At 62.2% G+C, this 20,208-nt stretch carries 15 protein-coding genes; 9 read left to right on the top strand and 6 right to left on the bottom strand.

Features of this window, described 5'->3' with window-relative positions; genetic code table 11:
• Positions 1 to 5: 5 nt before the first annotated feature.
• The 9 genes from murD to lpxC all read left to right on the top strand — a co-directional run bounded on the left by murD (position 6) and on the right by lpxC (position 10,461).
• The gene (murD, locus tag FIV38_RS00555; protein WP_092238212.1) at positions 6 to 1,352 is read left to right on the top strand and encodes a UDP-N-acetylmuramoyl-L-alanine--D-glutamate ligase; all 1,347 of its coding nucleotides are present in this window, start codon (positions 6 to 8) and stop codon (positions 1,350 to 1,352) included.
• Positions 1,349 to 2,572, top strand: a complete 1,224-nt coding sequence (gene ftsW / locus FIV38_RS00550) for a putative lipid II flippase FtsW (protein ID WP_029297828.1) — start codon at positions 1,349 to 1,351, stop codon at positions 2,570 to 2,572. Before murD ends, ftsW begins: the two co-directional genes overlap by 4 nt.
• Positions 2,562 to 3,632 (top strand): undecaprenyldiphospho-muramoylpentapeptide beta-N-acetylglucosaminyltransferase, encoded by a 1,071-nt coding sequence (gene murG / locus FIV38_RS00545; protein ID WP_092238209.1) that lies wholly within the window; start codon positions 2,562 to 2,564, stop codon positions 3,630 to 3,632. The genes ftsW and murG overlap by 11 nt, the downstream gene beginning before the upstream one ends.
• Entirely contained in the window at positions 3,625 to 5,076 is a 1,452-nt protein-coding gene (gene murC / locus FIV38_RS00540; RefSeq protein WP_029297832.1) for a UDP-N-acetylmuramate--L-alanine ligase, read from the top strand. Before murG ends, murC begins: the two co-directional genes overlap by 8 nt.
• Entirely contained in the window at positions 5,073 to 6,032 is a 960-nt protein-coding gene (locus FIV38_RS00535; protein ID WP_029297834.1) for a D-alanine--D-alanine ligase, read from the top strand. The genes murC and FIV38_RS00535 overlap by 4 nt, the downstream gene beginning before the upstream one ends.
• Before the next feature lie 4 nt (positions 6,033 to 6,036).
• Positions 6,037 to 6,903 carry a cell division protein FtsQ/DivIB gene (locus FIV38_RS00530; protein WP_029297835.1) on the top strand — a complete coding sequence of 289 codons (867 nt, stop codon included), beginning with the start codon at positions 6,037 to 6,039 and terminating at the stop codon, positions 6,901 to 6,903.
• Between the two features lie 15 nt (positions 6,904 to 6,918).
• On the top strand, positions 6,919 to 8,178 hold the full coding sequence (gene ftsA / locus FIV38_RS00525) for a cell division protein FtsA (protein ID WP_029297837.1): 1,260 nt from the start codon (positions 6,919 to 6,921) through the stop codon (positions 8,176 to 8,178).
• Between the two features lie 65 nt (positions 8,179 to 8,243).
• The gene (gene ftsZ, locus FIV38_RS00520) at positions 8,244 to 9,437 is read left to right on the top strand and encodes a cell division protein FtsZ (protein WP_029297839.1); all 1,194 of its coding nucleotides are present in this window, start codon (positions 8,244 to 8,246) and stop codon (positions 9,435 to 9,437) included.
• Between the two features lie 112 nt (positions 9,438 to 9,549).
• Entirely contained in the window at positions 9,550 to 10,461 is a 912-nt protein-coding gene (gene lpxC / locus FIV38_RS00515) for a UDP-3-O-acyl-N-acetylglucosamine deacetylase (RefSeq protein WP_029297841.1), read from the top strand.
• Positions 10,462 to 10,561: 100 nt separating this feature from the next.
• Here lpxC and FIV38_RS00510 read toward each other — a convergent pair whose 3' ends face one another.
• The 6 genes from FIV38_RS00510 to FIV38_RS00485 all read right to left on the bottom strand — a co-directional run bounded on the left by FIV38_RS00510 (position 10,562) and on the right by FIV38_RS00485 (position 20,112).
• Positions 10,562 to 12,061 (bottom strand): sensor domain-containing diguanylate cyclase, encoded by a 1,500-nt coding sequence (locus FIV38_RS00510; RefSeq protein WP_092238207.1) that lies wholly within the window; start codon positions 12,059 to 12,061, stop codon positions 10,562 to 10,564.
• Between the two features lie 84 nt (positions 12,062 to 12,145).
• Complete coding sequence (locus FIV38_RS00505; RefSeq protein ID WP_092238204.1) at positions 12,146 to 13,468, bottom strand: OprD family porin; 1,323 nt, start codon at positions 13,466 to 13,468, stop codon at positions 12,146 to 12,148.
• Between the two features lie 344 nt (positions 13,469 to 13,812).
• Positions 13,813 to 15,177, bottom strand: coding sequence for a heavy metal sensor histidine kinase (locus tag FIV38_RS00500; protein ID WP_092238202.1), 1,365 nt, complete (start codon positions 15,175 to 15,177; stop codon positions 13,813 to 13,815).
• A complete protein-coding gene (locus FIV38_RS00495) occupies positions 15,167 to 15,844 on the bottom strand; it encodes a heavy metal response regulator transcription factor (protein WP_029297848.1) in 678 nt (225 codons plus the stop codon). The genes FIV38_RS00500 and FIV38_RS00495 overlap by 11 nt, the downstream gene beginning before the upstream one ends.
• Before the next feature lie 9 nt (positions 15,845 to 15,853).
• Complete coding sequence (locus tag FIV38_RS00490; RefSeq protein WP_092238198.1) at positions 15,854 to 18,949, bottom strand: multidrug efflux RND transporter permease subunit; 3,096 nt, start codon at positions 18,947 to 18,949, stop codon at positions 15,854 to 15,856.
• On the bottom strand, positions 18,946 to 20,112 hold the full coding sequence (locus FIV38_RS00485; protein ID WP_070994081.1) for an efflux RND transporter periplasmic adaptor subunit: 1,167 nt from the start codon (positions 20,110 to 20,112) through the stop codon (positions 18,946 to 18,948). The genes FIV38_RS00490 and FIV38_RS00485 overlap by 4 nt, the downstream gene beginning before the upstream one ends.
• Positions 20,113 to 20,208 lie beyond the last annotated feature (96 nt).

The raw sequence follows: 20,208 nt of genomic DNA, 5'->3' as shown, positions 1-20,208 counted from the left end.
AACGAGTGTCCCTGATCGCTTCAGACCACTTCCGCATCGTTGTCGGCCTCGGCAAGAGCGGCATGTCCCTGGTTCGCTTCCTGGCGAACCGGGGCACGTCGTTTGCCGTGGCCGATACGCGGGAAAATCCACCGGAGCTGGTCACGCTGCGCCGTGACTATCCGCACGTGGAAGTGCGTTGTGGCGAGTTGGATGTCGAGTTTCTGTGCCGTGCCGACGAACTCTACGTGAGCCCCGGCCTGGCCCTGGCGACCCCGGCGCTGCAAGCGGCCGCGGCGCGTGGGGTGAAATTGTCTGGCGATATCGAGCTGTTTGCGCGTAACGCCAAGGCGCCGATCGTGGCGATCAGCGGCTCCAACGCCAAGAGCACCGTCACCACCCTGGTCGGCGAAATGGCGGCTGCGGCCGGCAAGCGCGTGGCCGTGGGCGGCAACCTCGGTACGCCGGCGCTGGACCTGCTCAGTGACGATATCGAGCTGTATGTGATGGAGCTGTCGAGCTTCCAACTGGAGACCACCGATCAACTCGGCGCCGAAGTGGCCACCGTGTTGAACGTCAGCGAAGACCATATGGACCGCTACAGCGGCCTGCCGGCTTACCACCTGGCCAAGCACCGGATCTTCCGGGGTGCGCGGCAAGTGGTGGTCAATCGCCAGGATGCCCTGAGCCGTCCGTTGATGGGCGAAGGCCTGCCATGCTGGACGTTTGGCTTGAGCAAACCCGATTTCAAGGCCTTTGGTATCCGTGAAGAGAATGGCGAGAAATACCTGGCCTTCGAATTCCAGAACCTGATGCCGGTGCGTGAACTGAAGATCCGTGGCGCCCATAACCAGTCCAATGCCCTGGCGGCCTTGGCGTTGGGGCACGCGGTTGGCCTGCCGTTCGACGCGATGCTGTCGAGCCTGCGCACCTTTGCCGGGCTTGAGCACCGCTGCCAGTGGGTGCGCGACCTGGATGGCGTGAGCTACTACAACGATTCCAAGGCCACCAACGTCGGTGCGGCATTGGCCGCCATTGAAGGCCTGGGCGCGGACATCGAAGGCAAGCTGGTGCTGATCGCCGGTGGCGATGGCAAGGGTGCCGACTTCAAGGACCTCAAGGGCCCGGTGGCTACCCATTGCCGCGCGGTGGTGTTGATGGGCCGTGACAGCGACTTGATCGCCGCCGCCCTGGGCGACGCGGTACCGCAAGTGCGTGCCACCTCCCTGGACGACGCCATCGCCCAATGCCGTGCCCTGGCCAAGCCCGGCGATGCCGTGCTGCTGTCGCCGGCGTGCGCCAGTTTCGACATGTTCAAGAACTACGAAGAGCGCGGCCAGTTGTTCGCCCGCGCCGTGGAGGGCTTGGCATGAGTCTGGACCTGAAAAACATCATCAAGCCGTACCCTTCGCCGATCATTACCGGGCGCGGGATCGACCTCGACTTCCCGATGCTCGCCGGTTGCCTGGCGCTGCTGGGCCTGGGCCTGGTGATGATCACCTCGGCCTCCTCGGAAGTGGCCGCGGTACAGTCGGGCAACACCCTTTACCACATGATTCGCCACCTGATTTACCTGGTGATTGGTCTCGGTGCCTGCATCGTCACCATGATGATCCCTATCGCCACCTGGCAGCGCCTGGGTTGGCTGATGCTGATCGGTGCCTTCGGCTTGCTGGTGATGGTGATCGTCCCCGGTATCGGCCGCGAAGTGAACGGGTCGATGCGCTGGATCGGCTTCGGCGCGTTCAACGTGCAGCCTTCGGAAATCGCCAAGGTCTTCGTGGTGATTTACCTGGCCGGTTACCTGGTGCGCCGACAGAAAGAAGTGCGCGAAAGCTGGATGGGCTTCTTCAAGCCGTTCATCGTGCTGCTGCCCATGGCTGGCCTGCTGCTGATGGAGCCGGACTTCGGCGCCACCGTGGTAATGATGGGCGCCGCTGCGGCGATGCTGTTCCTCGGCGGTGTGGGCCTGTTCCGCTTTGCCCTGATGGTCGGGCTGGCGGTGGCCGCTGTGACGATCCTGGTGCAGGCGCAACCCTACCGGATGGCGCGACTGATCACCTTTACCGACCCGTGGTCCGACCAGTTCGGTTCCGGCTACCAGTTGACCCAGGCGCTGATCGCCTTCGGTCGCGGCGAGTGGCTGGGCGTGGGTCTGGGCAACAGCGTGCAGAAGCAGTTCTACTTGCCGGAAGCGCATACCGACTTCGTGTTCTCGGTGCTCGCCGAAGAGTTGGGCGTGGTCGGTTCCCTGGCTACTGTCGGGCTGTTCGTGTTCGTCTGCGTGCGGGCCATGTACATCGGCCTGTGGGCGGAGAAAGCCAAGCAATTCTTTGCGGCCTATGTCGCGTACGGCCTGGCCTTCCTGTGGATCGGCCAGTTCCTGATCAACATCGGCGTGAACGTCGGCCTGCTGCCGACTAAGGGCCTGACCTTGCCGTTCCTCAGCTACGGCGGCAGCTCGTTGGTGATCTGCTGTGCCTGTCTGGGCTTGTTGCTGCGTATCGAATGGGAGAGTCGAACCCATCTGGGCAGCGAAGAGATGGAATTCAGCGAGAGCGATTTCGCCGAGGAGCCGACCCATGGGCGCTAACGTGCTGATCATGGCCGGCGGCACCGGCGGCCACGTGTTCCCGGCGCTGGCCTGTGCCCGTGAGTTTCAGGCCCGTGGCTACACCGTGCATTGGCTGGGTACGCCCCGTGGCATTGAAAATGAATTGGTCCCGGCTGCCGGTTTGCGCCTGCACCTGATCAACGTCAGCGGCCTGCGCGGCAAGAGCAAATTGTCCCTGCTCAAGGCGCCGTTCGTATTGCTCAAGGCGGTGTGGCAGGCGCGCAAGGTCATCCGTGAGTTGAAGCCGGTATGCGTGCTGGGTTTTGGTGGCTACGTCACCGGTCCCGGCGGTGTGGCCGCGCGGTTGGCGGGTGTGCCGGTGATCGTCCACGAACAGAATGCCGTGGCCGGTACTGCCAACCGTCTGTTGGCGCCATTGGCGGCGCGGGTCTGCGAGGCGTTCCCGAATACGTTTGCGGCCATGGACAAGCGGCGTACCACCGGCAATCCGGTGCGTACCGAATTGTTCATGGACATTGCCCGCCAAACCCTGGCCGGGCGCAAGGCGCATCTGCTGATCCTGGGCGGAAGCCTGGGCGCCGAGCCGTTGAACAAATTGCTGCCAGAAGCGCTGGCGCAACTGCCTGTGGAACTGCGTCCCGAGATCTTCCACCAGGCGGGCAAGAACCACGATGAAGTGACTGCCGCCCGCTATCGCGAGGCCGGTGTCGAGGCGACGGTAGAGCCCTTTATCAAAGACATGGCCCATGCCTATGGCTGGGCCGACCTGGTGGTCTGTCGCGCAGGTGCGTTGACCGTCAGTGAACTGGCTGCTGCCGGTCTGCCGTCCTTGCTGGTGCCTTTGCCCCATGCGATTGACGACCACCAGACCCGCAACGCCGAATATTTGGCCGGGGAGGGCGCTGCCTTCCTGCTGCCGCAAAGAACGACTGGCGCCGCCGATCTGGCCGCACGCCTGACTGAGGTTTTGATGCAACCCGAACGACTGAACAGCATGGCGAGCACCGCAAGCCGCCTGGCCAAACCCGACGCCACCCGCAGCGTGGTCGATATCTGCCTGGAGGTGGCCCATGGTTGAGAATCAAAAAGCCATGCCGCAACCGGAAATGCGCCGCATCCGTCGCATCCACTTCGTCGGTATCGGCGGCGTGGGCATGTGCGGGATCGCCGAGGTGTTGCTGAACCTGGGTTACCAGGTCTCCGGTTCCGACCTCAAGACCTCGCCGGTCACTGAGCGCCTGGAGTCGTTCGGCGCGCAGATCTTTATCGGCCACCGTGCCGAGAACGCCGCGCAAGCCGATGTATTGGTGGTTTCCAGTGCCGTGAACACCTCCAACCCGGAAGTGGCCACCGCCCTTGAGCGCCGTATTCCCGTGGTGCCCCGCGCCGAGATGCTGGCTGAGCTGATGCGCTACCGCCACGGCATCGCTGTTGCCGGTACCCACGGCAAGACCACCACGACCAGCCTGATCGCTTCGGTGTTCGCCGCCGGCGGCCTGGACCCGACCTTCGTGATCGGTGGCCGGCTGAATGCAGCAGGTACCAATGCACAACTGGGTACCAGCCGCTATCTGATCGCCGAAGCCGATGAAAGCGACGCCAGCTTCCTGCATCTGCAACCGCTGGTGGCCGTGGTCACCAACATCGACGCCGACCACATGGCGACCTACGACGGTGACTTCAACAAACTGAAGAAAACCTTCGTCGAATTCCTGCACAACCTGCCGTTCTACGGCCTGGCCGTGGTGTGCCTGGACGATCCGGTGGTGCGGGAAATCCTGCCGCTGGTCAAGCGTCCGACCGTGACCTACGGCTTCAGCGAAGACGCCGACGTGCGTGCGATCAATGTACGTCAGCAAGGCATGCAGACCTTCTTCACCGTGCTGCGTCCGGACCGCGAACCACTGGATGTGTCGGTGAACATGCCGGGCAACCACAATGTGCTCAATTCCCTGGCGACCATCTGCATCGCCACCGATGAGGGTGTCAGCGATGAAGCCATCGTCGAAGGCCTGTCGGGCTTTGCTGGCGTGGGCCGGCGCTTCCAGGTCTACGGCCAGTTGCCGGTAGACGGCGGCGACGTGATGCTGGTGGACGACTACGGTCACCACCCGACCGAAGTTGCCGCCGTGATCAAGGCCGTGCGCGGTGGTTGGCCGGAGCGCCGCCTGGTGATGGTCTACCAGCCGCACCGCTACAGCCGCACCCGCGACCTGTACGACGATTTCGTCAATGTATTGGCCGATGCCAACGTGTTGCTGCTGATGGAAGTCTACCCGGCCGGTGAAGAACCGATCCCCGGCGCCGACAGCCGCAAGCTGTGCAACAGCATCCGCCAGCGCGGGCAACTGGACCCGATCTATATCGAGCGTGGCGTCGACCTCGCGCCGATCGTCAAGCCGCTGCTGCGTGCCGGCGACATCCTGCTGTGCCAGGGTGCCGGTGATATCGGCGGCCTTGCCCCTAAATTGCTGGCGAGCCCGCTGTTTGCGGCCGCTGCTGTGCAGGGGAAGTCGAAATGAACACGAACTACGGCTCCCTGTTTTCCACCATCGCGCCTGCCGACTTCGGCCGCGTGGCGGTGCTGTTCGGCGGCAAGAGCGCTGAGCGCGAAGTGTCGCTCAAGTCTGGCAACGCCGTGCTCCAAGCGCTGCAAAGCGCGGGTGTGAACGCCTTCGGCATCGACGTGGGCGATGACTTCCTCGCCCGCCTGCAGGCCGAGAAGATCGACCGCGCCTTCATCATCCTGCACGGCCGTGGCGGTGAAGACGGCAGCATGCAGGGCCTGCTGGAGTGCGCCGGTATTCCTTACACCGGCAGCGGCATCCTCGCTTCGGCACTGGCCATGGACAAGTTGCGCACCAAGCAGGTGTGGCACAGCCTGGGCATTCCGACGCCGCGTCACAGTGTGCTGTGCAGCGAAGACGATTGTATTTCTGCAGCCAAGGAACTGGGCCTGCCTTTGATCGTCAAACCAGCCCATGAAGGCTCCAGTATCGGCATGGCTAAAGTGAACTCGGCCGCCGAATTGATCGACGCATGGAAAGCGGCAAGTACCTACGATTCGCAAGTGTTGGTGGAACAGTGGATCCAGGGTCCCGAGTACACCATCGCCACCCTGCGTGGCCAGGTATTGCCGCCCATCGCATTGGGCACGCCCCACACCTTTTACGACTACGACGCCAAGTATGTGGCTTCCGATACCCAGTACCGGATCCCATGCGGCCTCGATGCAACCAAAGAGCAGGAATTGATGGACCTCACGGCGAAAGCCTGTGAGGCGTTGGGTATCGCTGGTTGGGCGCGGGCAGACGTGATGCAGGATGACCAAGGGAATTTCTGGTTCCTGGAAGTCAACACTGCACCGGGCATGACCGACCATAGCCTGGTACCCATGGCTGCACGGGCAGCCGGCCTGGACTTCCAGCAGTTGGTGCTGGCAATTCTGGCGGCTAGCTATACAGAGGCACGAGGTTAAGACCATGCAAGGCGCATCGCTTCGTCATCAGCAACCCGCTCCCGGCCGCAAGCCGGTGCCGCGTGGTGCCAGTCGAATGGTGGCTAAAGAGCCGATGTCGGCGCGCCTGCCGAAAGCCAACTTTGGTTTTCTCAAGGCCTTGTTCTGGCCGGTGCTGCTGGTAGCGCTGGGCTTTGGTACCTATGAAGGTGCGCAGCGGCTGTTGCCGTATGCCGACCGCCCGATCACCAAGATCAGCGTGCAGGGCGACTTGAGCTACATCAGCCAGCAAGCGGTGCAGCAGCGGATCGCGCCTTTCGTGGCCGCGAGCTTCTTCACCATCGACCTGGCAGGCATGCGTGCCGAACTGGAACAGATGCCGTGGATTGCCCACGCCGAAGTACGGCGCGTGTGGCCGGATCAAGTGACGATCCGCCTGGAAGAACAACTGCCCGTGGCCCGTTGGGGCGACGAGGCGCTGTTGAACAACCAGGGCCAGGCATTCAACCCGCGCGAGTTGGCCAACTACGAGCATTTGCCGCAGTTGTTCGGACCGCAACGGGCACAGCAGCAAGTGATGCAGCAGTACCAGGCCTTGAGCCAGATGCTGCGGCCACTGGGCTTCTCCATTGCGCGCCTGGAATTGCGCGAGCGGGGCAGTTGGTTCCTGACCACCGGGGCAGGCAGTTCCGGCCCGGGCATCGAGTTGTTGCTGGGACGCGACCACTTGGTGGAGAAGATGCGCCGCTTTATCGCCATCTACGACAAAACCCTGAAAGAACAGATTACGAACATTGCGAGCATCGACCTGCGTTATGCCAACGGCCTGGCCGTTAGCTGGCGCGAACCGGCTGCGCCCACGGCAGCGCAACCCGCTGTCGCGAAGAATTAAGAAGAGGCAGGACCCATGGCAAACGTGCAAAGCGGCAAAATGATCGTCGGTCTCGATATCGGCACCTCCAAGGTGGTGGCGCTGGTAGGCGAGGTCGCGGACGACGGCACGCTGGAAATCGTCGGAATCGGCACGCATCCGTCCCGGGGCCTGAAGAAGGGCGTGGTGGTCAATATCGAATCCACCGTGCAATCGATCCAGCGCGCCATCGAAGAAGCGCAACTGATGGCCGGCTGCCGGATTCACTCGGCGTTCGTCGGCGTGGCGGGCAATCACATCCGCAGCCTGAACTCCCACGGCATCGTGGCGATCCGCGACCGTGAAGTCAGCTCCGCCGACCTTGAGCGCGTCCTTGACGCCGCCCAGGCCGTGGCGATCCCGGCTGACCAGCGCGTGTTGCACACCCTGCCGCAGGACTACGTGATCGATAACCAGGAAGGCGTACGTGAGCCCCTGGGCATGTCGGGCGTACGTCTGGAAGCCAAGGTCCACGTAGTGACCTGCGCGGTGAATGCCGCACAGAACATCGAAAAATGCGTGCGCCGCTGCGGCCTGGAAATCGACGACATCATTCTTGAGCAACTGGCCTCGGCCTACTCGGTACTGACCGACGACGAAAAAGAACTGGGCGTGTGCCTGGTGGACATCGGCGGCGGCACCACCGACATCGCAATCTTCACCGAGGGTGCGATCCGTCACACCGCGGTGATCCCGATTGCCGGCGACCAGGTGACCAACGACATCGCCATGGCGTTGCGTACACCGACCCAGTACGCCGAAGAAATCAAGATCCGCTACGCCTGCGCCCTGGCCAAGCTGGCCGGTGCCGGTGAAACCATCAAGGTGCCAAGCGTGGGCGATCGTCCACCGCGCGAACTGTCGCGCCAGGCCCTGGCCGAAGTGGTCGAGCCGCGCTACGACGAACTGTTCACCCTGATCCAGGCTGAACTGCGCCGCAGTGGCTACGAAGATTTGATCCCGGCCGGCATCGTGCTGACCGGTGGCACCTCGAAGATGGAAGGCGCGGTCGAACTGGCCGAGGAGATCTTCCACATGCCGGTCCGCCTGGGCGTGCCCCATGGCGTCAAGGGCCTGGGCGACGTGGTGCGCAACCCGATTTATTCCACCGGTGTGGGCTTGCTGTTGTACGGCCTGCAAAAGCAGACCGACGGCATTTCCCTGTCGGGCATTGGCAGCCGCGAAAGCTACAGCAGTGACGAGCCTAAAGCGCCGTTGCTGGAGCGCCTGCAAGCCTGGGTGAAGGGCAATTTCTAAAGATTTACCGCAACACCGTTTCAAGTAGTAGGCGAAAAAACTAGAGAAATGAAAGGAGAGGGAAAATGTTCGAACTCGTAGACAACATCCCCGCAAGCCCGGTTATCAAAGTAATCGGTGTCGGCGGTGGCGGCGGCAACGCTGTCAACCATATGGTCAAGAGCAACATTGAAGGCGTTGAATTCATCTGCGCCAACACTGATGCCCAGGCGCTCAAGAGCATTGGCGCGCGGACCATCCTGCAATTGGGCACTGCGGTGACCAAGGGCCTGGGCGCTGGCGCCAATCCGGAAGTCGGCCGTCAAGCCGCCCTGGAAGACCGCGAGCGTATTGCCGAAGTGCTGCAAGGCACCAACATGGTGTTCATCACCACTGGCATGGGCGGCGGTACCGGTACCGGTGCAGCGCCGATCATTGCCGAAGTGGCCAAGGAAATGGGGATCCTGACGGTTGCTGTCGTGACCCGTCCGTTCCCGTTCGAAGGCCGCAAGCGCATGCAGATCGCCGACGAAGGTATCCGTCTGCTGTCTGAAAGCGTTGACTCGTTGATCACCATCCCCAACGAGAAACTGCTGACCATCCTCGGTAAAGACGCAAGCCTGCTGTCGGCTTTCGCCAAGGCTGATGACGTACTGGCCGGTGCCGTTCGCGGTATCTCCGACATCATCAAGCGCCCGGGCATGATCAACGTCGACTTTGCCGACGTACGCACTGTCATGAGCGAAATGGGCATGGCGATGATGGGCACTGGCTGCGCCAGCGGTCCTAACCGTGCACGTGAAGCGACCGAAGCGGCTATCCGCAACCCGTTGCTCGAAGACGTGAACCTGCAAGGTGCACGCGGCATCCTGGTGAACATCACCGCCGGTCCTGACCTGTCCCTGGGTGAGTACTCCGACGTGGGTAGCATCATCGAAGCCTTCGCTTCCGAGCACGCGATGGTCAAGGTCGGTACCGTTATCGATCCGGACATGCGCGACGAACTGCATGTGACCGTGGTTGCCACTGGCCTGGGCGCTAAAATCGAGAAGCCTGTGAAGGTCATCGACAATACCGTTCACACCAGCCAGGCGTCTTCGACTGCCGCTCCAGCGCCTGTGCGCCCGGAAATGCCGTCGGTGAACTACCGTGACCTGGATCGTCCGACCGTGATGCGCAACCAGGCTCAGGCCGGTGCTGCTGCGTCCCGTAGCCCGAATCCGCAAGATGATCTGGATTACCTGGACATCCCGGCTTTCCTGCGTCGTCAGGCCGATTGATGGAATGTATCAGGGCTATGAAGGTGATTGGTGTTCAGCAAAGGTCTGGTCTGTTATTATCGCCAGCCTTTGTTGATACCAGTTCGCAATTTGCGCTGAAGCGGTCCAAGCCATGATTAAACAACGCACCCTGAAGAATATTATCCGTGCCACAGGTGTAGGTCTGCACTCCGGGGAGAAGGTATACCTGACCCTCAAGCCCGCACCTGTCGACACCGGCATCGTGTTTGTTCGTGCCGACCTGGACCCTGTGGTGCAGATTCCTGCTCGCGCGGAAAACGTTGGCGAAACCACCATGTCGACCACATTGGTCAACGGTGACGTCAAAGTGGACACGGTGGAGCACTTGCTCTCGGCCATGGCTGGCCTGGGCATCGATAACGCCTACGTCGAGCTCTCCGCGTCTGAAGTCCCGATCATGGATGGTAGCGCTGGACCTTTCGTATTCCTGATTCAATCTGCCGGCCTGGAAGAACAGGACGCAGCCAAGAAGTTCATTCGCATTCTGCGGGAAGTGACAGTAGAAGACGGCGACAAGCGCGCCACCTTCGTCCCGTTCGAAGGCTTTAAAGTGAGCTTTGAGATCGATTTCGATCACCCGGTATTCCGTGACCGCACCCAAAGTGCAAGCGTGGATTTTTCCAGCACTTCGTTCGTAAAAGAAGTCAGCCGCGCCCGTACCTTTGGTTTCATGAGTGACATCGAGTACCTGCGCAAGCACAACCTCGCACTCGGCGGCAGCGTGGAAAACGCCATCGTGGTCGACGCGGATGGTGTACTGAACGAAGACGGCCTTCGCTATGAAGACGAGTTCGTGAAGCACAAGATCCTCGATGCAATTGGTGACCTCTACCTGCTGGGCAATAGCCTGATAGGCGAGTTCAAAGGCTTCAAGTCGGGCCATGCACTGAACAACCAGCTCCTGCGCAAATTGATTGAGCAGAAAGATGCTTGGGAAGTCGTGACCTTCGAAGATGCCAGCACCGCACCGATCTCTTACATGCGTCCCGTTGCGGCGGTGTAAGTAACAACTCTCTTTCTTTAGTTTTTAAAGGCTGCCTTCGGGTGGCCTTTTTTTATTGGCAAACATCCGCCTATAGGGGCCGGCAAGCCGGCTCCTACATTCAAGGCGCCAGCAGTGTGGCCGCATCGACCACGCGGTTGCGCCCGCTATTTTTCGCCTCATACAACGCCCGGTCAGCACTGAGCAGCAACTGCTCCAATGACGCGCTGCTGCGTTTGTCCCAGGTGCTCAAGCCGATACTCACCGTAACTGGCTCACTATCACCCGCAACCGGCGGCAAGTGCTGGATCCCCTGGCGGATACGCTCAGCAATCGCCCGGGCACCGCTGGCATCGGTATTGGGCAGGATCACCGCAAACTCTTCGCCGCCATAACGTGCCGCCAGGTCGGCCGGGCGGCGGATCTGGCTGCCGATCACCTGTGCCACGCTGCGCAGCGCTTCGTCGCCGCCCAGGTGGCCATGGCGGTCGTTGAAGGCCTTGAAGTGGTCGACGTCGATCATCAGCAGCGCCAAGGGCTCGGCGGAGCGGCGGGCGCGGTCCCATTCCAGGGTCAGGCGCTGGTCGAGGATACGGCGGTTGGCCAGGCCGGTCAGGCCGTCGGTGGCTGCCAGTTCTGACAGCACCTTCTCGGCGCGGTAACGCCGCCGTAGTTCCAGGCGCAACATCCAGCTCAACCATAACAGGCCCACACACAACACCCCGGTGGCGCCTGCCGTCAGCCATGCGGCGCGTTGCCAGGCGGCGAATACATCGTCGCTGGCCAAGGCCACCACCACGATCAATGGCAACTGGCCGACATTGGTGAAGGTGTAGAGCCGGGGGGTACCACTGATCGCAGAGATCGCCCGGAAGCTGCCGCTGCCCTCTTGCAGCATGCGCTTGAAGTTGGGGCGCGAACTCAGGTCCTTGTCGATCATGTCCCGTTCGAGCAGGGGCTGCTGGGCCAGCAGGATGCCCTGATTGTTCAGCAGGTTGATGGTGTTGCCGCTACCGATGGTCAGGCTGCTGAACAACTGATCGAAATACGCCAGGCGCATGGTCGCCACCGCTACCCCGGTAAATTCGCCATTGGGCCCGGTCACGCGGCGGCTGAAAGCGATGCGCCAGATTTGCTCGCAGTCACAGTGGATCTTGAACGGGCGGCTGATAAACAGGCCGGTCTCGGGGTTTTGCTGATGGATTTGGAAGTAGTCGCGGTCGGCGAAGTTGCGCACGGTGGGGGTCTGCGTCGACGAGTCGGCCAGCACCGTGCCCTGTGCGTCCAACAGCAGGACTTCGCCTTTGTAGGGCGCTGCGGTGGATTGGTCGAATTGCAGTTGGTGCCGCACATCGCCCGGCAGGCCGGACAAATCCCGACCTGCAGCAGCAATCAGCCCTTGCAGCGCCAAGTCATACAGCTCGACGTTACGCAGCACATCGGCATTGATCAATTGGGTGATATTGCTGGTGGAGCGCTGGGCGGTCTGTAACGTGCTGGCGTGCTCGCGGATCAGCAGCACGGCGACGATGATCAGAATCAGCACAACGGTGAGGCCACTGCCCAGAATCAGCAAAAGCTCCGGGCGTGCAGGCAGTTTAAGGGCGCGGCGTTGACTCATCGGACTGACTTCGGCGGTGACGATGATGGCAGTTTAATTCCGCGCGCCTGAAATTAAGCAATCGGCGAAAAAGATAATTCGCCGTCAGAACACATTGATCGGGTAGTCGACGATTACCCGGTACTCATCCACATCACGGTCCACCGCCGAGTAGCCATTGCTGCCACGGTTGGTCGCCCATTGCAGGCGTACCGCCAAGTCCTTGGCCTTGCCGCCCTGTACCACGTACTTGAGGTCGATATCCCGTTCCCAGTGCTTGGCATTCTTGCCCTCGGCGCTGTACCAGGCCGAGTAGCCGCGGCTGTTGGGGTCGACCTTGGTCAGGTCGGTCTTGCCGCTGATGTACGACACCGCCGAGGTCAGGCCGGGCACGCCAAGGCCTGCGAAGTCGTAGGCGTACTTGAGCTTCCACGAGCGCTCGTTGGGCCCGTTGAAGTCCGAGTATTGCTGGGAGTTGTCCAGGTACACGCTGTCGCCCTGGGCGATGTAGTCGAACGGCGTGTTGCCATTGACCCGCTGGTACGCGGCCGTGACGCTGTGATTGCCCACGCCCACGGTGAAATGCAGGCTGTAGGTGTTGTTGTCGATATCCCCCAGCAGGGCATGGCCGGTGTCTTGGGTGTGGTAGAAGTGCAGGCCGGGGTTGAGGCTGACCAGGTCATTGAGCGCGTAGGTGTAGTCCAGGTCGTAGTAGTACTGGTTCCACACGTCCTTGAGTTCAGAGGCGTACAGGTTGCTGGTCAGCCCTGGCAGGCCGCTCCAGGCCACGCCGGCCCAGTTCATGTGCTGGCTGTCCTGGCCCTTGGGCAGCGCGCCGTAGCTGGTGCCGATACGCCCGTGGCCGCTCTGGTTATAGAGCTTGGCGAAACTCGCCTGGCCACCTTCGAACATCCAGCCGTCAAGGCTGTGGTTGGTCAGGCTGACGCCACGAAAGGTCTCGGGCAGCATGCGCGTCATGCCACCGGCAATCACCGGGTTGTTGAGGAACAGGTCGCCGGCTTTGAGTTCGGTGTCGAAGGCGCGCACTTTCAGGGTGCCTCCACCGGTAGAAAACGAGCCCGGCGCTTTGCCGTTGCCGCTGCCGTACGGCAGGATGCTGGAGCCGTCGGTGCCACCACCGCCGTCCAGTTTCAGGCCGAGCATGGCATGGGCGTCCAGGCCAAAACCCACGGTGCCTTGGGTGTAGCCAGACTCGAAGACCCCGAGGAAGCCTTGGCCCCACTCTTTGCTGTCGTCAGTGTGGATGTCGCGGCGGTCGCGGTTCATGTAGTAGTTGCGGGTGTTGATAGTGAGGCTGGAGCCTTCGACGAATCCGTCGGTGGGAGGGGCATCTGCGGCATGGGCGAGAGGGGAGATAGTTGCTGCAATCGCGAGGAATAACGGGGTGAATGTCAGCGCGGGTTTCACCGGGGAAGCTCCTTTGGATGAGTCTGAACGGCCAATGTTGTGGGGTGTTCCTGGCCTTTTTTACGGCAAAAAAAAGCCGCTGAAGTCAGCGGCTTTAAGACAGATTCCCAGTGTAGAGCCCTGGAAATAAGTCGAGGGAAATAGCAGGGCGGGTCGGCTGTCTTTGCCGTCTCGCTCGTCGATGCGACATATTGGCGCAGGCGAGCGGTACGGTACAGAGTGTAACAAGATAATGACTGTTGCCCAAATCGCAACAGTCGAGACGGCGATCTACCTATGGGGATGGGCTTGTGTGGGAGCGAGCAAGCCCGCACACATTTTGATTGTGTAGTGGTTTAAAAAAATTAGATGGGCAGGGTGATACCAAAGGTATTGCCACCGTGCTCGCTGCGCACAAACACATCCCCGCCATGCATCAAGGCAATCGCCTTGACGATGGCCAGCCCCAACCCATGATTGGCTCCGCTGTTACTGCGCGAGGCGTCGACGCGGTAGAAGCGCTCGAACAAGCGCGGCAGATGTTCGCGGGCGATCAGCTCCCCTGGGTTGGTCACGCCAATTAGCACCTGCTGCTCCTGCGTTTCAATCCGTACCTGGATCTCCTGCCCCGGCGAGGTGTGCTGCACGGCATTGTTCAGCAGGTTGATCAGCGCCCGGCGCAAATGAGCCTTTTCGATCTGGACCTGGGCATCGCCGACCACGGTGACCCGCACCTGGGCGTCTTCGAGGATAAAGTCCAGGTACTCGAGGGTCGTCGCCACCTCATCGGCCAGGGAGCACTCAATCAGTTTGGTGGCCTTGCTGCCCTGGTCGGCGCTGGCCAGGAACAGCATGTCATTGATGATCGAGCGCAGGCGCTCCAACTCTTCCAGGTTCGATTGCAGCACTTCGAAGTAATGCTCGGCGGAGCGGCCACGGGTCAGCGCCACCTGGGTCTGGCCGATCAGGTTGGTCAGTGGCGAGCGCAGTTCGTGGGCCACGTCGGCATTGAAGGACTCCAGGCGTGAGTAGGCGGTTTCCACCCGCTCCAGGGTCGAGTTGAAGGAGTTGACGAACTGCTTGAGCTCCGGCGGCAACGGCGACAACTGCAAGCGCCCCGACAGTTTGGGCGGTGCCAGTTTTTGCGCCTCATCCGACAGCTTGATCAACGGTTTGAGACCGATGCGCGCGACCCAGAAGCCCAGCAGCGAAGCCAGTACCACGCCGACAAACGACAGGCTGATCAACGCCATCAGCAGATGGTGCTGGGTGGCGCGGAAGTTGGCGGTGTCGATGGCGATCATAAAGCGCAGCGGCGGGCGCTGGTCCTTGGCCGGGAACTGACTGACCAGCACCTTGAACGGATAGGCGTGGCCCGGCAGGTACAAATCACGCTTGCCCGTGGGGCCAGCGGCGAATTCGCGGATACGTGCGTCGGGTTTGCCGTACTCATAGGTCGGGTCACTGCTTACCACCCAGAAACGAATGCGCGTGTCCTCTTCCCCCAGCAGCTTGAGTTTGCTGGCCATCTTCACCCAATGATCCGGCGTGCCGAAACGCGTGATCGACGACTCCAGCACACTGTAGCGCGCATCCAACTCGGCCCCCGGCAACAAGCCCAGGCCACGGTCCACCTGCTGGTACAACGCGCCACCGATCAGCAGGAAAATCACCAGCGCCACCAGGGTGAACATGCCGCTCAGGCGCAGGGCAATCGAGTTACTCGACACTGCGGTTCTCCAGCACATAGCCCATGCCGCGGATGGTGTGCAGCAGCTTGTGCTCAAATGGCCCGTCGAGCTTGGCCCGCAGGCGCTTGATTGCCACTTCGACCACATTGGCATCGCTGTCGAAATTGATGTCCCAGACCATTTCCGCAATCGCCGTCTTCGACAGGATTTCGCCCTGGCGCCGGGCCAGGACGCTGAGCAGCGAGAACTCCTTGGCGGTCAGGTCCAGGCGCTGGCCGGCGCGGCTGGCCTTGCGGCTGATCAGGTCGATCCACAGGTCGGCGATGCTCACCTGTACCGGCTCATGCCCACCGCTGCGCCGGGTCAGGGCTTGCAGGCGTGCCACCAGTTCGAGGAAGGAAAACGGCTTGCCCAGGTAATCGTCGGCGCCTTCGCGCAGGCCGCGAATGCGGTCTTCCACACGCTCGCGGGCAGTGAGCATGATCACTGGCGTCTGCTTGCGGGCCCGCAGTGCGCGCAGCACGCCAAAGCCGTCGAGGCCGGGCAGCATCACATCGAGCACGATCACCGCGTAGTCGCTTTCCAGGGCCAGGTGCAGGCCCTCGATGCCGTCGCGGGCCACGTCCACGGTGTAGCCTTGTTCCGTCAGCCCGCGATGCAGGTAGTCGGCGGTTTTTTCTTCGTCTTCAATAATCAGGACGCGCATGACCCCGCCTCAATGTGTGGTCGCCAACCCGAGGGCCGGTTTGGGTCTGTGGAAAAGTTTCTCAAGGTACAAGTATATGACCGGCGTGGTGAACAACGTCAGCGCCTGGCTCACCAGCAACCCGCCGACCACCGCGATCCCCAGGGGCTGGCGCAACTCCGCGCCGGGGCCTGTGCCGAGCATCAGCGGCACCGCGCCCAGCAGGGCGGCGAGGGTGGTCATGATGATCGGCCGGAACCGCGTGATACAGGCTTCGTAAATCGCCTCGCCAGGTGCCAGCCCACGCACGCGCTGGGCTTCCAGGGCAAAGTCGATCATCAGGATGCCGTTTTTCTTGACGATGCCGATCAACAGCACCAGGCCGATCAACGCCATGATGGAAAAGTCCTGGCCCAGCAGCCAGAGCATGATCAGCGCGCCCAGGCCGGCCGAGGGCAAGGTCGAGATGATCGTCAGCGGGTGCACGAAGCTCTCATACAGCACGCCGAGGATGATATAGACCGCCACCAGCGCCGCGAGGATCAACCACGGCTGGCTGGCCAATGAACTCTGGAACGCCTGGGCCGCGCCCTGGAAGTTACCGATGATGGTGCTCGGCATGCCGATTTCGTTCTTCGCCTGGTCGAGCATGATCACCGCGTCGCCCAGGGCCACGCCCGGTGCCAGGTTGAACGACAGGTTGGCCGCCGGGAACATGCCGTCATGGCTGATGGACAACGGCCCGACCGTCGGCGGGTCGACCTTGGCCAGCGCCGACAACGGCACCATCTCGCCACTGAGCGGCGAGCGCAGGTAGAAATAATTCAGGCTCTCGGCCTTGCCCCGTTGCTGGCTGTCCAACTCCAGCACCACTTGGTATTGGTTGGTTTCGGTCTGGAATTCATTGACCTGGCGTTGGCCAAACGCATCGTACAGCGCCTGATCGACATCGGTGGCCGTCAGTCCAAACCGTGCGGCCGCCTGGCGGTCGATGCTGATGTGGGTGATGCTGCCGCCCAGTTGCAGGTCGTTGGACAGATCGCGAAAGGCCGGGTTGGCGCGCAGTTTTTCGGTCAGGCGCTGGGTCCAGGTGTTCAGGGTCGCGCCATCGTTGCTCTTGAGCACGTACTGGTACTGGCTGCGGCTGGGCCCGGAACTGAGGTTGATATCCTGGCCGGCGCGCAGGTACAGCACGATCCCCGGCACCTGGGCCAGTTTGGCGCGGATGCGGTCGATAAACTGGCTGGCCGACACATCACGCTCACCCCGATCCTTCAAGGCAATCCAGAAGCGGCCGTTGGCGATGGTCTGGTTGCTGCCGGTGACACCCACCGAATGAGAGAAGTTTTCCACCGCCGGGTCAGCCTTGATGATCTCGGCCAGGGCCTGGTGCTTGGCCACCATATCCGGGTAGGACACATCCGCCGCCGCCTCGCTGGTGCCGAGGATAAAGCCGGTGTCTTGTACCGGGAAAAACCCCTTGGGAATAAACACGTAGCCGGCCACCGCCAGGCCCAGGGTCACGGTGAAGACAGCGAGCATCGTGCGCGGATGGGCCAGTGCCCGTCGCAGGTTCCGCGCATAGCCGGCTAGCAGGCGTTCGCCAAAGCCCGGCTTGTCGTGGGGATGGTGGGTGGGGGCGCGCATGAACTGCCCGGCCAGCATCGGCGCCAGGGTCAGGGACACCACCACCGAAATCAGGATGGTCGAGGTCGCCGTCAGGGCAAATTCCTTGAACAGGCGCCCGACCACGCCGCCCATGAACAGCAGCGGGATAAACGCCGCCACCAGCGAGAAGCTGATGGACACCACGGTAAACCCGATCTCGCCGGCGCCCTTGATTGCTGCTTCACGCTTGTCCAGGCCGGCCTCAAGGTGGCGGTGGATGTTCTCCACCACCACAATCGCATCGTCCACCACAAAACCCACGGCGATGACGATGGCCACCAGGGTCAGGTTATTCAGGCTGAAGCCCATCACGTACATCAAGGCAAAAGTGGCCACCAGCGATACTCCCAGCACGCTGGAAACAATCAGGGTTGCCGACCATTGGCGCAGGAACAGCGCCATCACCGCCACCACCAGCAACACGGCGATCAACAGGGTGATTTCCACTTCATGCAGCGAGGCGCGAATGGTCTTGGTGCGATCCGACAACGAGCTGACGTCCACCGACGCCGGCAGCATCGCCTGCAGGCGCGGCAACTCGGCCTGGATGCGGTCCACGGTGTCGACGATATTGGCCCCCGGCTGGCGGAAAATCACCAGGTTGACCCCCGGCGTATCGCCGGACCAGGCCTGCACGTAGGCGTTCTCCGAACCATTGATCACCCGCGCCACATCGCGCAATTGCACCGGCGCACCATCCTTGTAGGAAACGATCAGGTCGCCGTATTCCTCGGGGTGGAACAGTTGATCGTTGGTCGACAGCGTCGACACGCTGTCGCGCCCATACAGCGCGCCCTTGGCCAGGTTCAGGCTCGATTGCTGGAGCACCAGGCGGATGTCGGCCAGGGTCAGGCCGATGGCGGCGAGCTTGTCCGGCGAGGCCTGCACGCGGATCGCCGGGCGTTGCTGGCCGGTGATGCTGATCTGGCCGACCCCGTCGATCTGGCTGATCTGCCGGGCCAGCAGGGTTTCCACGTAGTCGCTCAGTTCGGTGCCGGGCATGTTGTTGGAGCTGATACTGAGGATCAGCACCGGGCTGTCCGCCGGGTTGACCTTGCGCCAGGTCGGCAGGTTGGGCATATCGCTGGGCAACTTGCCGGCCGCGGTGTTGATCGCTGCCTGGACTTCCTGGGCGGCGGTATCGATGCTCTTGTCGAGGGTGAATTGCAGGGTCAGGAGGCTGGAACCCAGGGCGCTGCTGGACGTCATCTGGGTCATGCCGGGGATGGCGCTGAATTGCACTTCCAAGGGCGTTGCCACCGAGGACGCCATGGTATCGGGGCTGGCGCCGGGCAGTTGGGCGGTGACTTGGATCGTCGGGAACTCCGCCTCCGGCAGCGGCGCGACCGGCAGGCGCGGGAAGGCGATCAACCCCAGCAGCACCAGGGCAAAGGTCAACAGCAGGGTGGCGACCGGATGGTCGACGCACCACGCCGATACCGAGCCACGGCCCTTCATGGCCGGGCCTGCGCTTGGGCGGTCTGGATCACTTGCGGCGGCTCCTTGAGCACCTCCACCTGGGCGCCGGCCTTGAGGCGTGACTGGCCGTCGCTGACCAGCACATCACCGGGCTGCACGCCGGTGACAATCGTCAGGTCGCTGTTCTGGTAGGTCACCTGCACGGGCACCACGTCCACTTTGTCGCCATTGAGGCGGTACACAAAGTGCGAGTCCATGCCGCGCTGAACCACGGTCGGTGGCACCACCAGGGCGGCCTTGTCGAGGGCGGTCTGGATCTTTACCGTGACCAGTTGCCCTGGCCACAGCGTTTGCGCGGCATTGCTGAACTCGGCCTTGGCGCGGATGGTGCCGGTGGTGGCGCTGATCTGATTATCGATCAGGCTCAGGCGGCCCTCGCCGAGCAGGATCGCGGCCGGGCTCTCGGTGTCGGCACCCAGGAACGCATCGACACTGGCCGGGTGTTGCGCGGCGATCAGGCCTTGCAGGGTCGGCAGCATCTGTTGTGGCAGGGAAAACTCCACCGCAATCGGATCGATCTGCGTCACCGAGAACAGGCCTTGGGTGTCGCTGGTGCGCAGGAAGTTGCCTTCATCCACATTGCGAATCCCGACGCGCCCGCTGACGGGGGAGCGAATCTGCGTGTAGGAAAGCTGGACCTGGGCCGCATCAATCGCCGCCTGGTTGCCCTGGACCGTGGCCTTGAGCTGATTGACCAGGGCTTGCTGCTGGTCGTAAGTCTGCTTCGACACGCCGTCGTCGATGCTCAGCTCCTTGTAGCGCTTGAGATTGACCTGGGCCACCTGCAACTGCGCCTGGCTTTCGCCCAACTGGGCCCTGGCCTGGTCGAGGCTGGCGCGAATCGCCCGGTCGTCGATGCTCGCCAGCAGGTCGCCGGCCTTGACCAGTTGCCCTTCCTTGACCTGCAATCGGGTGAGGATGCCGTCGACTTGCGGGCGAATCACCACACTGTGCAGCGACAGCACCGAGCCGATGCCGCTGACAAACCGCGGGATGTCCTGCTGGGCGACACTGACCACCCGCACCGGGATCGCAGTGGAGGCGGACAGCTTGGTCTTGGCCGGCCGGGTCGCGACCCAGGCCACGACCGCCAGGGCCACGACGGCGAGCACAATCAAGGTGGTTTTGCGTTGAATGTGCATGGGCTCGCGGCGTCCGGACAGAGAATGGGAAGAGTGAAGGCTCTTTATAGCCGGCAAACCCGGTCAGCAAAGTGACCGTTAACTGACAGCGCTGAC

The sequence above is a fragment of the Pseudomonas proteolytica genome, assembly GCF_007858275.1.
Taxonomy (GTDB): Bacteria; Pseudomonadota; Gammaproteobacteria; order Pseudomonadales; family Pseudomonadaceae; genus Aquipseudomonas; species Aquipseudomonas proteolytica.
The sequence above is the reverse complement of the archived record's forward strand: the minus strand, read 5'-3'. Positions and strand labels throughout refer to the sequence as shown.

Bases quoted from the DNA above. Each gene is read 5' to 3' on its own strand.
- ftsW (WP_029297828.1), top strand. From the start codon at position 1,349: ATGAGTCTGGACCTGAAAAACATCATCAAGCCGTACCCTTCGCCGATC.
- murG (WP_092238209.1), top strand. From the start codon at position 2,562: ATGGGCGCTAACGTGCTGATCATGGCCGGCGGCACCGGCGGCCACGTG.
- murC (WP_029297832.1), top strand. From the start codon at position 3,625: ATGGTTGAGAATCAAAAAGCCATGCCGCAACCGGAAATGCGCCGCATC.
- FIV38_RS00535 (WP_029297834.1), top strand. From the start codon at position 5,073: ATGAACACGAACTACGGCTCCCTGTTTTCCACCATCGCGCCTGCCGAC.
- FIV38_RS00530 (WP_029297835.1), top strand. From the start codon at position 6,037: ATGCAAGGCGCATCGCTTCGTCATCAGCAACCCGCTCCCGGCCGCAAG.
- ftsA (WP_029297837.1), top strand. From the start codon at position 6,919: ATGGCAAACGTGCAAAGCGGCAAAATGATCGTCGGTCTCGATATCGGC.
- ftsZ (WP_029297839.1), top strand. From the start codon at position 8,244: ATGTTCGAACTCGTAGACAACATCCCCGCAAGCCCGGTTATCAAAGTA.
- lpxC (WP_029297841.1), top strand. From the start codon at position 9,550: ATGATTAAACAACGCACCCTGAAGAATATTATCCGTGCCACAGGTGTA.
- FIV38_RS00510 (WP_092238207.1), bottom strand. From the start codon at position 12,061: ATGAGTCAACGCCGCGCCCTTAAACTGCCTGCACGCCCGGAGCTTTTG.
- FIV38_RS00495 (WP_029297848.1), bottom strand. From the start codon at position 15,844: ATGCGCGTCCTGATTATTGAAGACGAAGAAAAAACCGCCGACTACCTG.
- FIV38_RS00490 (WP_092238198.1), bottom strand. From the start codon at position 18,949: ATGAAGGGCCGTGGCTCGGTATCGGCGTGGTGCGTCGACCATCCGGTC.
- FIV38_RS00485 (WP_070994081.1), bottom strand. From the start codon at position 20,112: ATGCACATTCAACGCAAAACCACCTTGATTGTGCTCGCCGTCGTGGCC.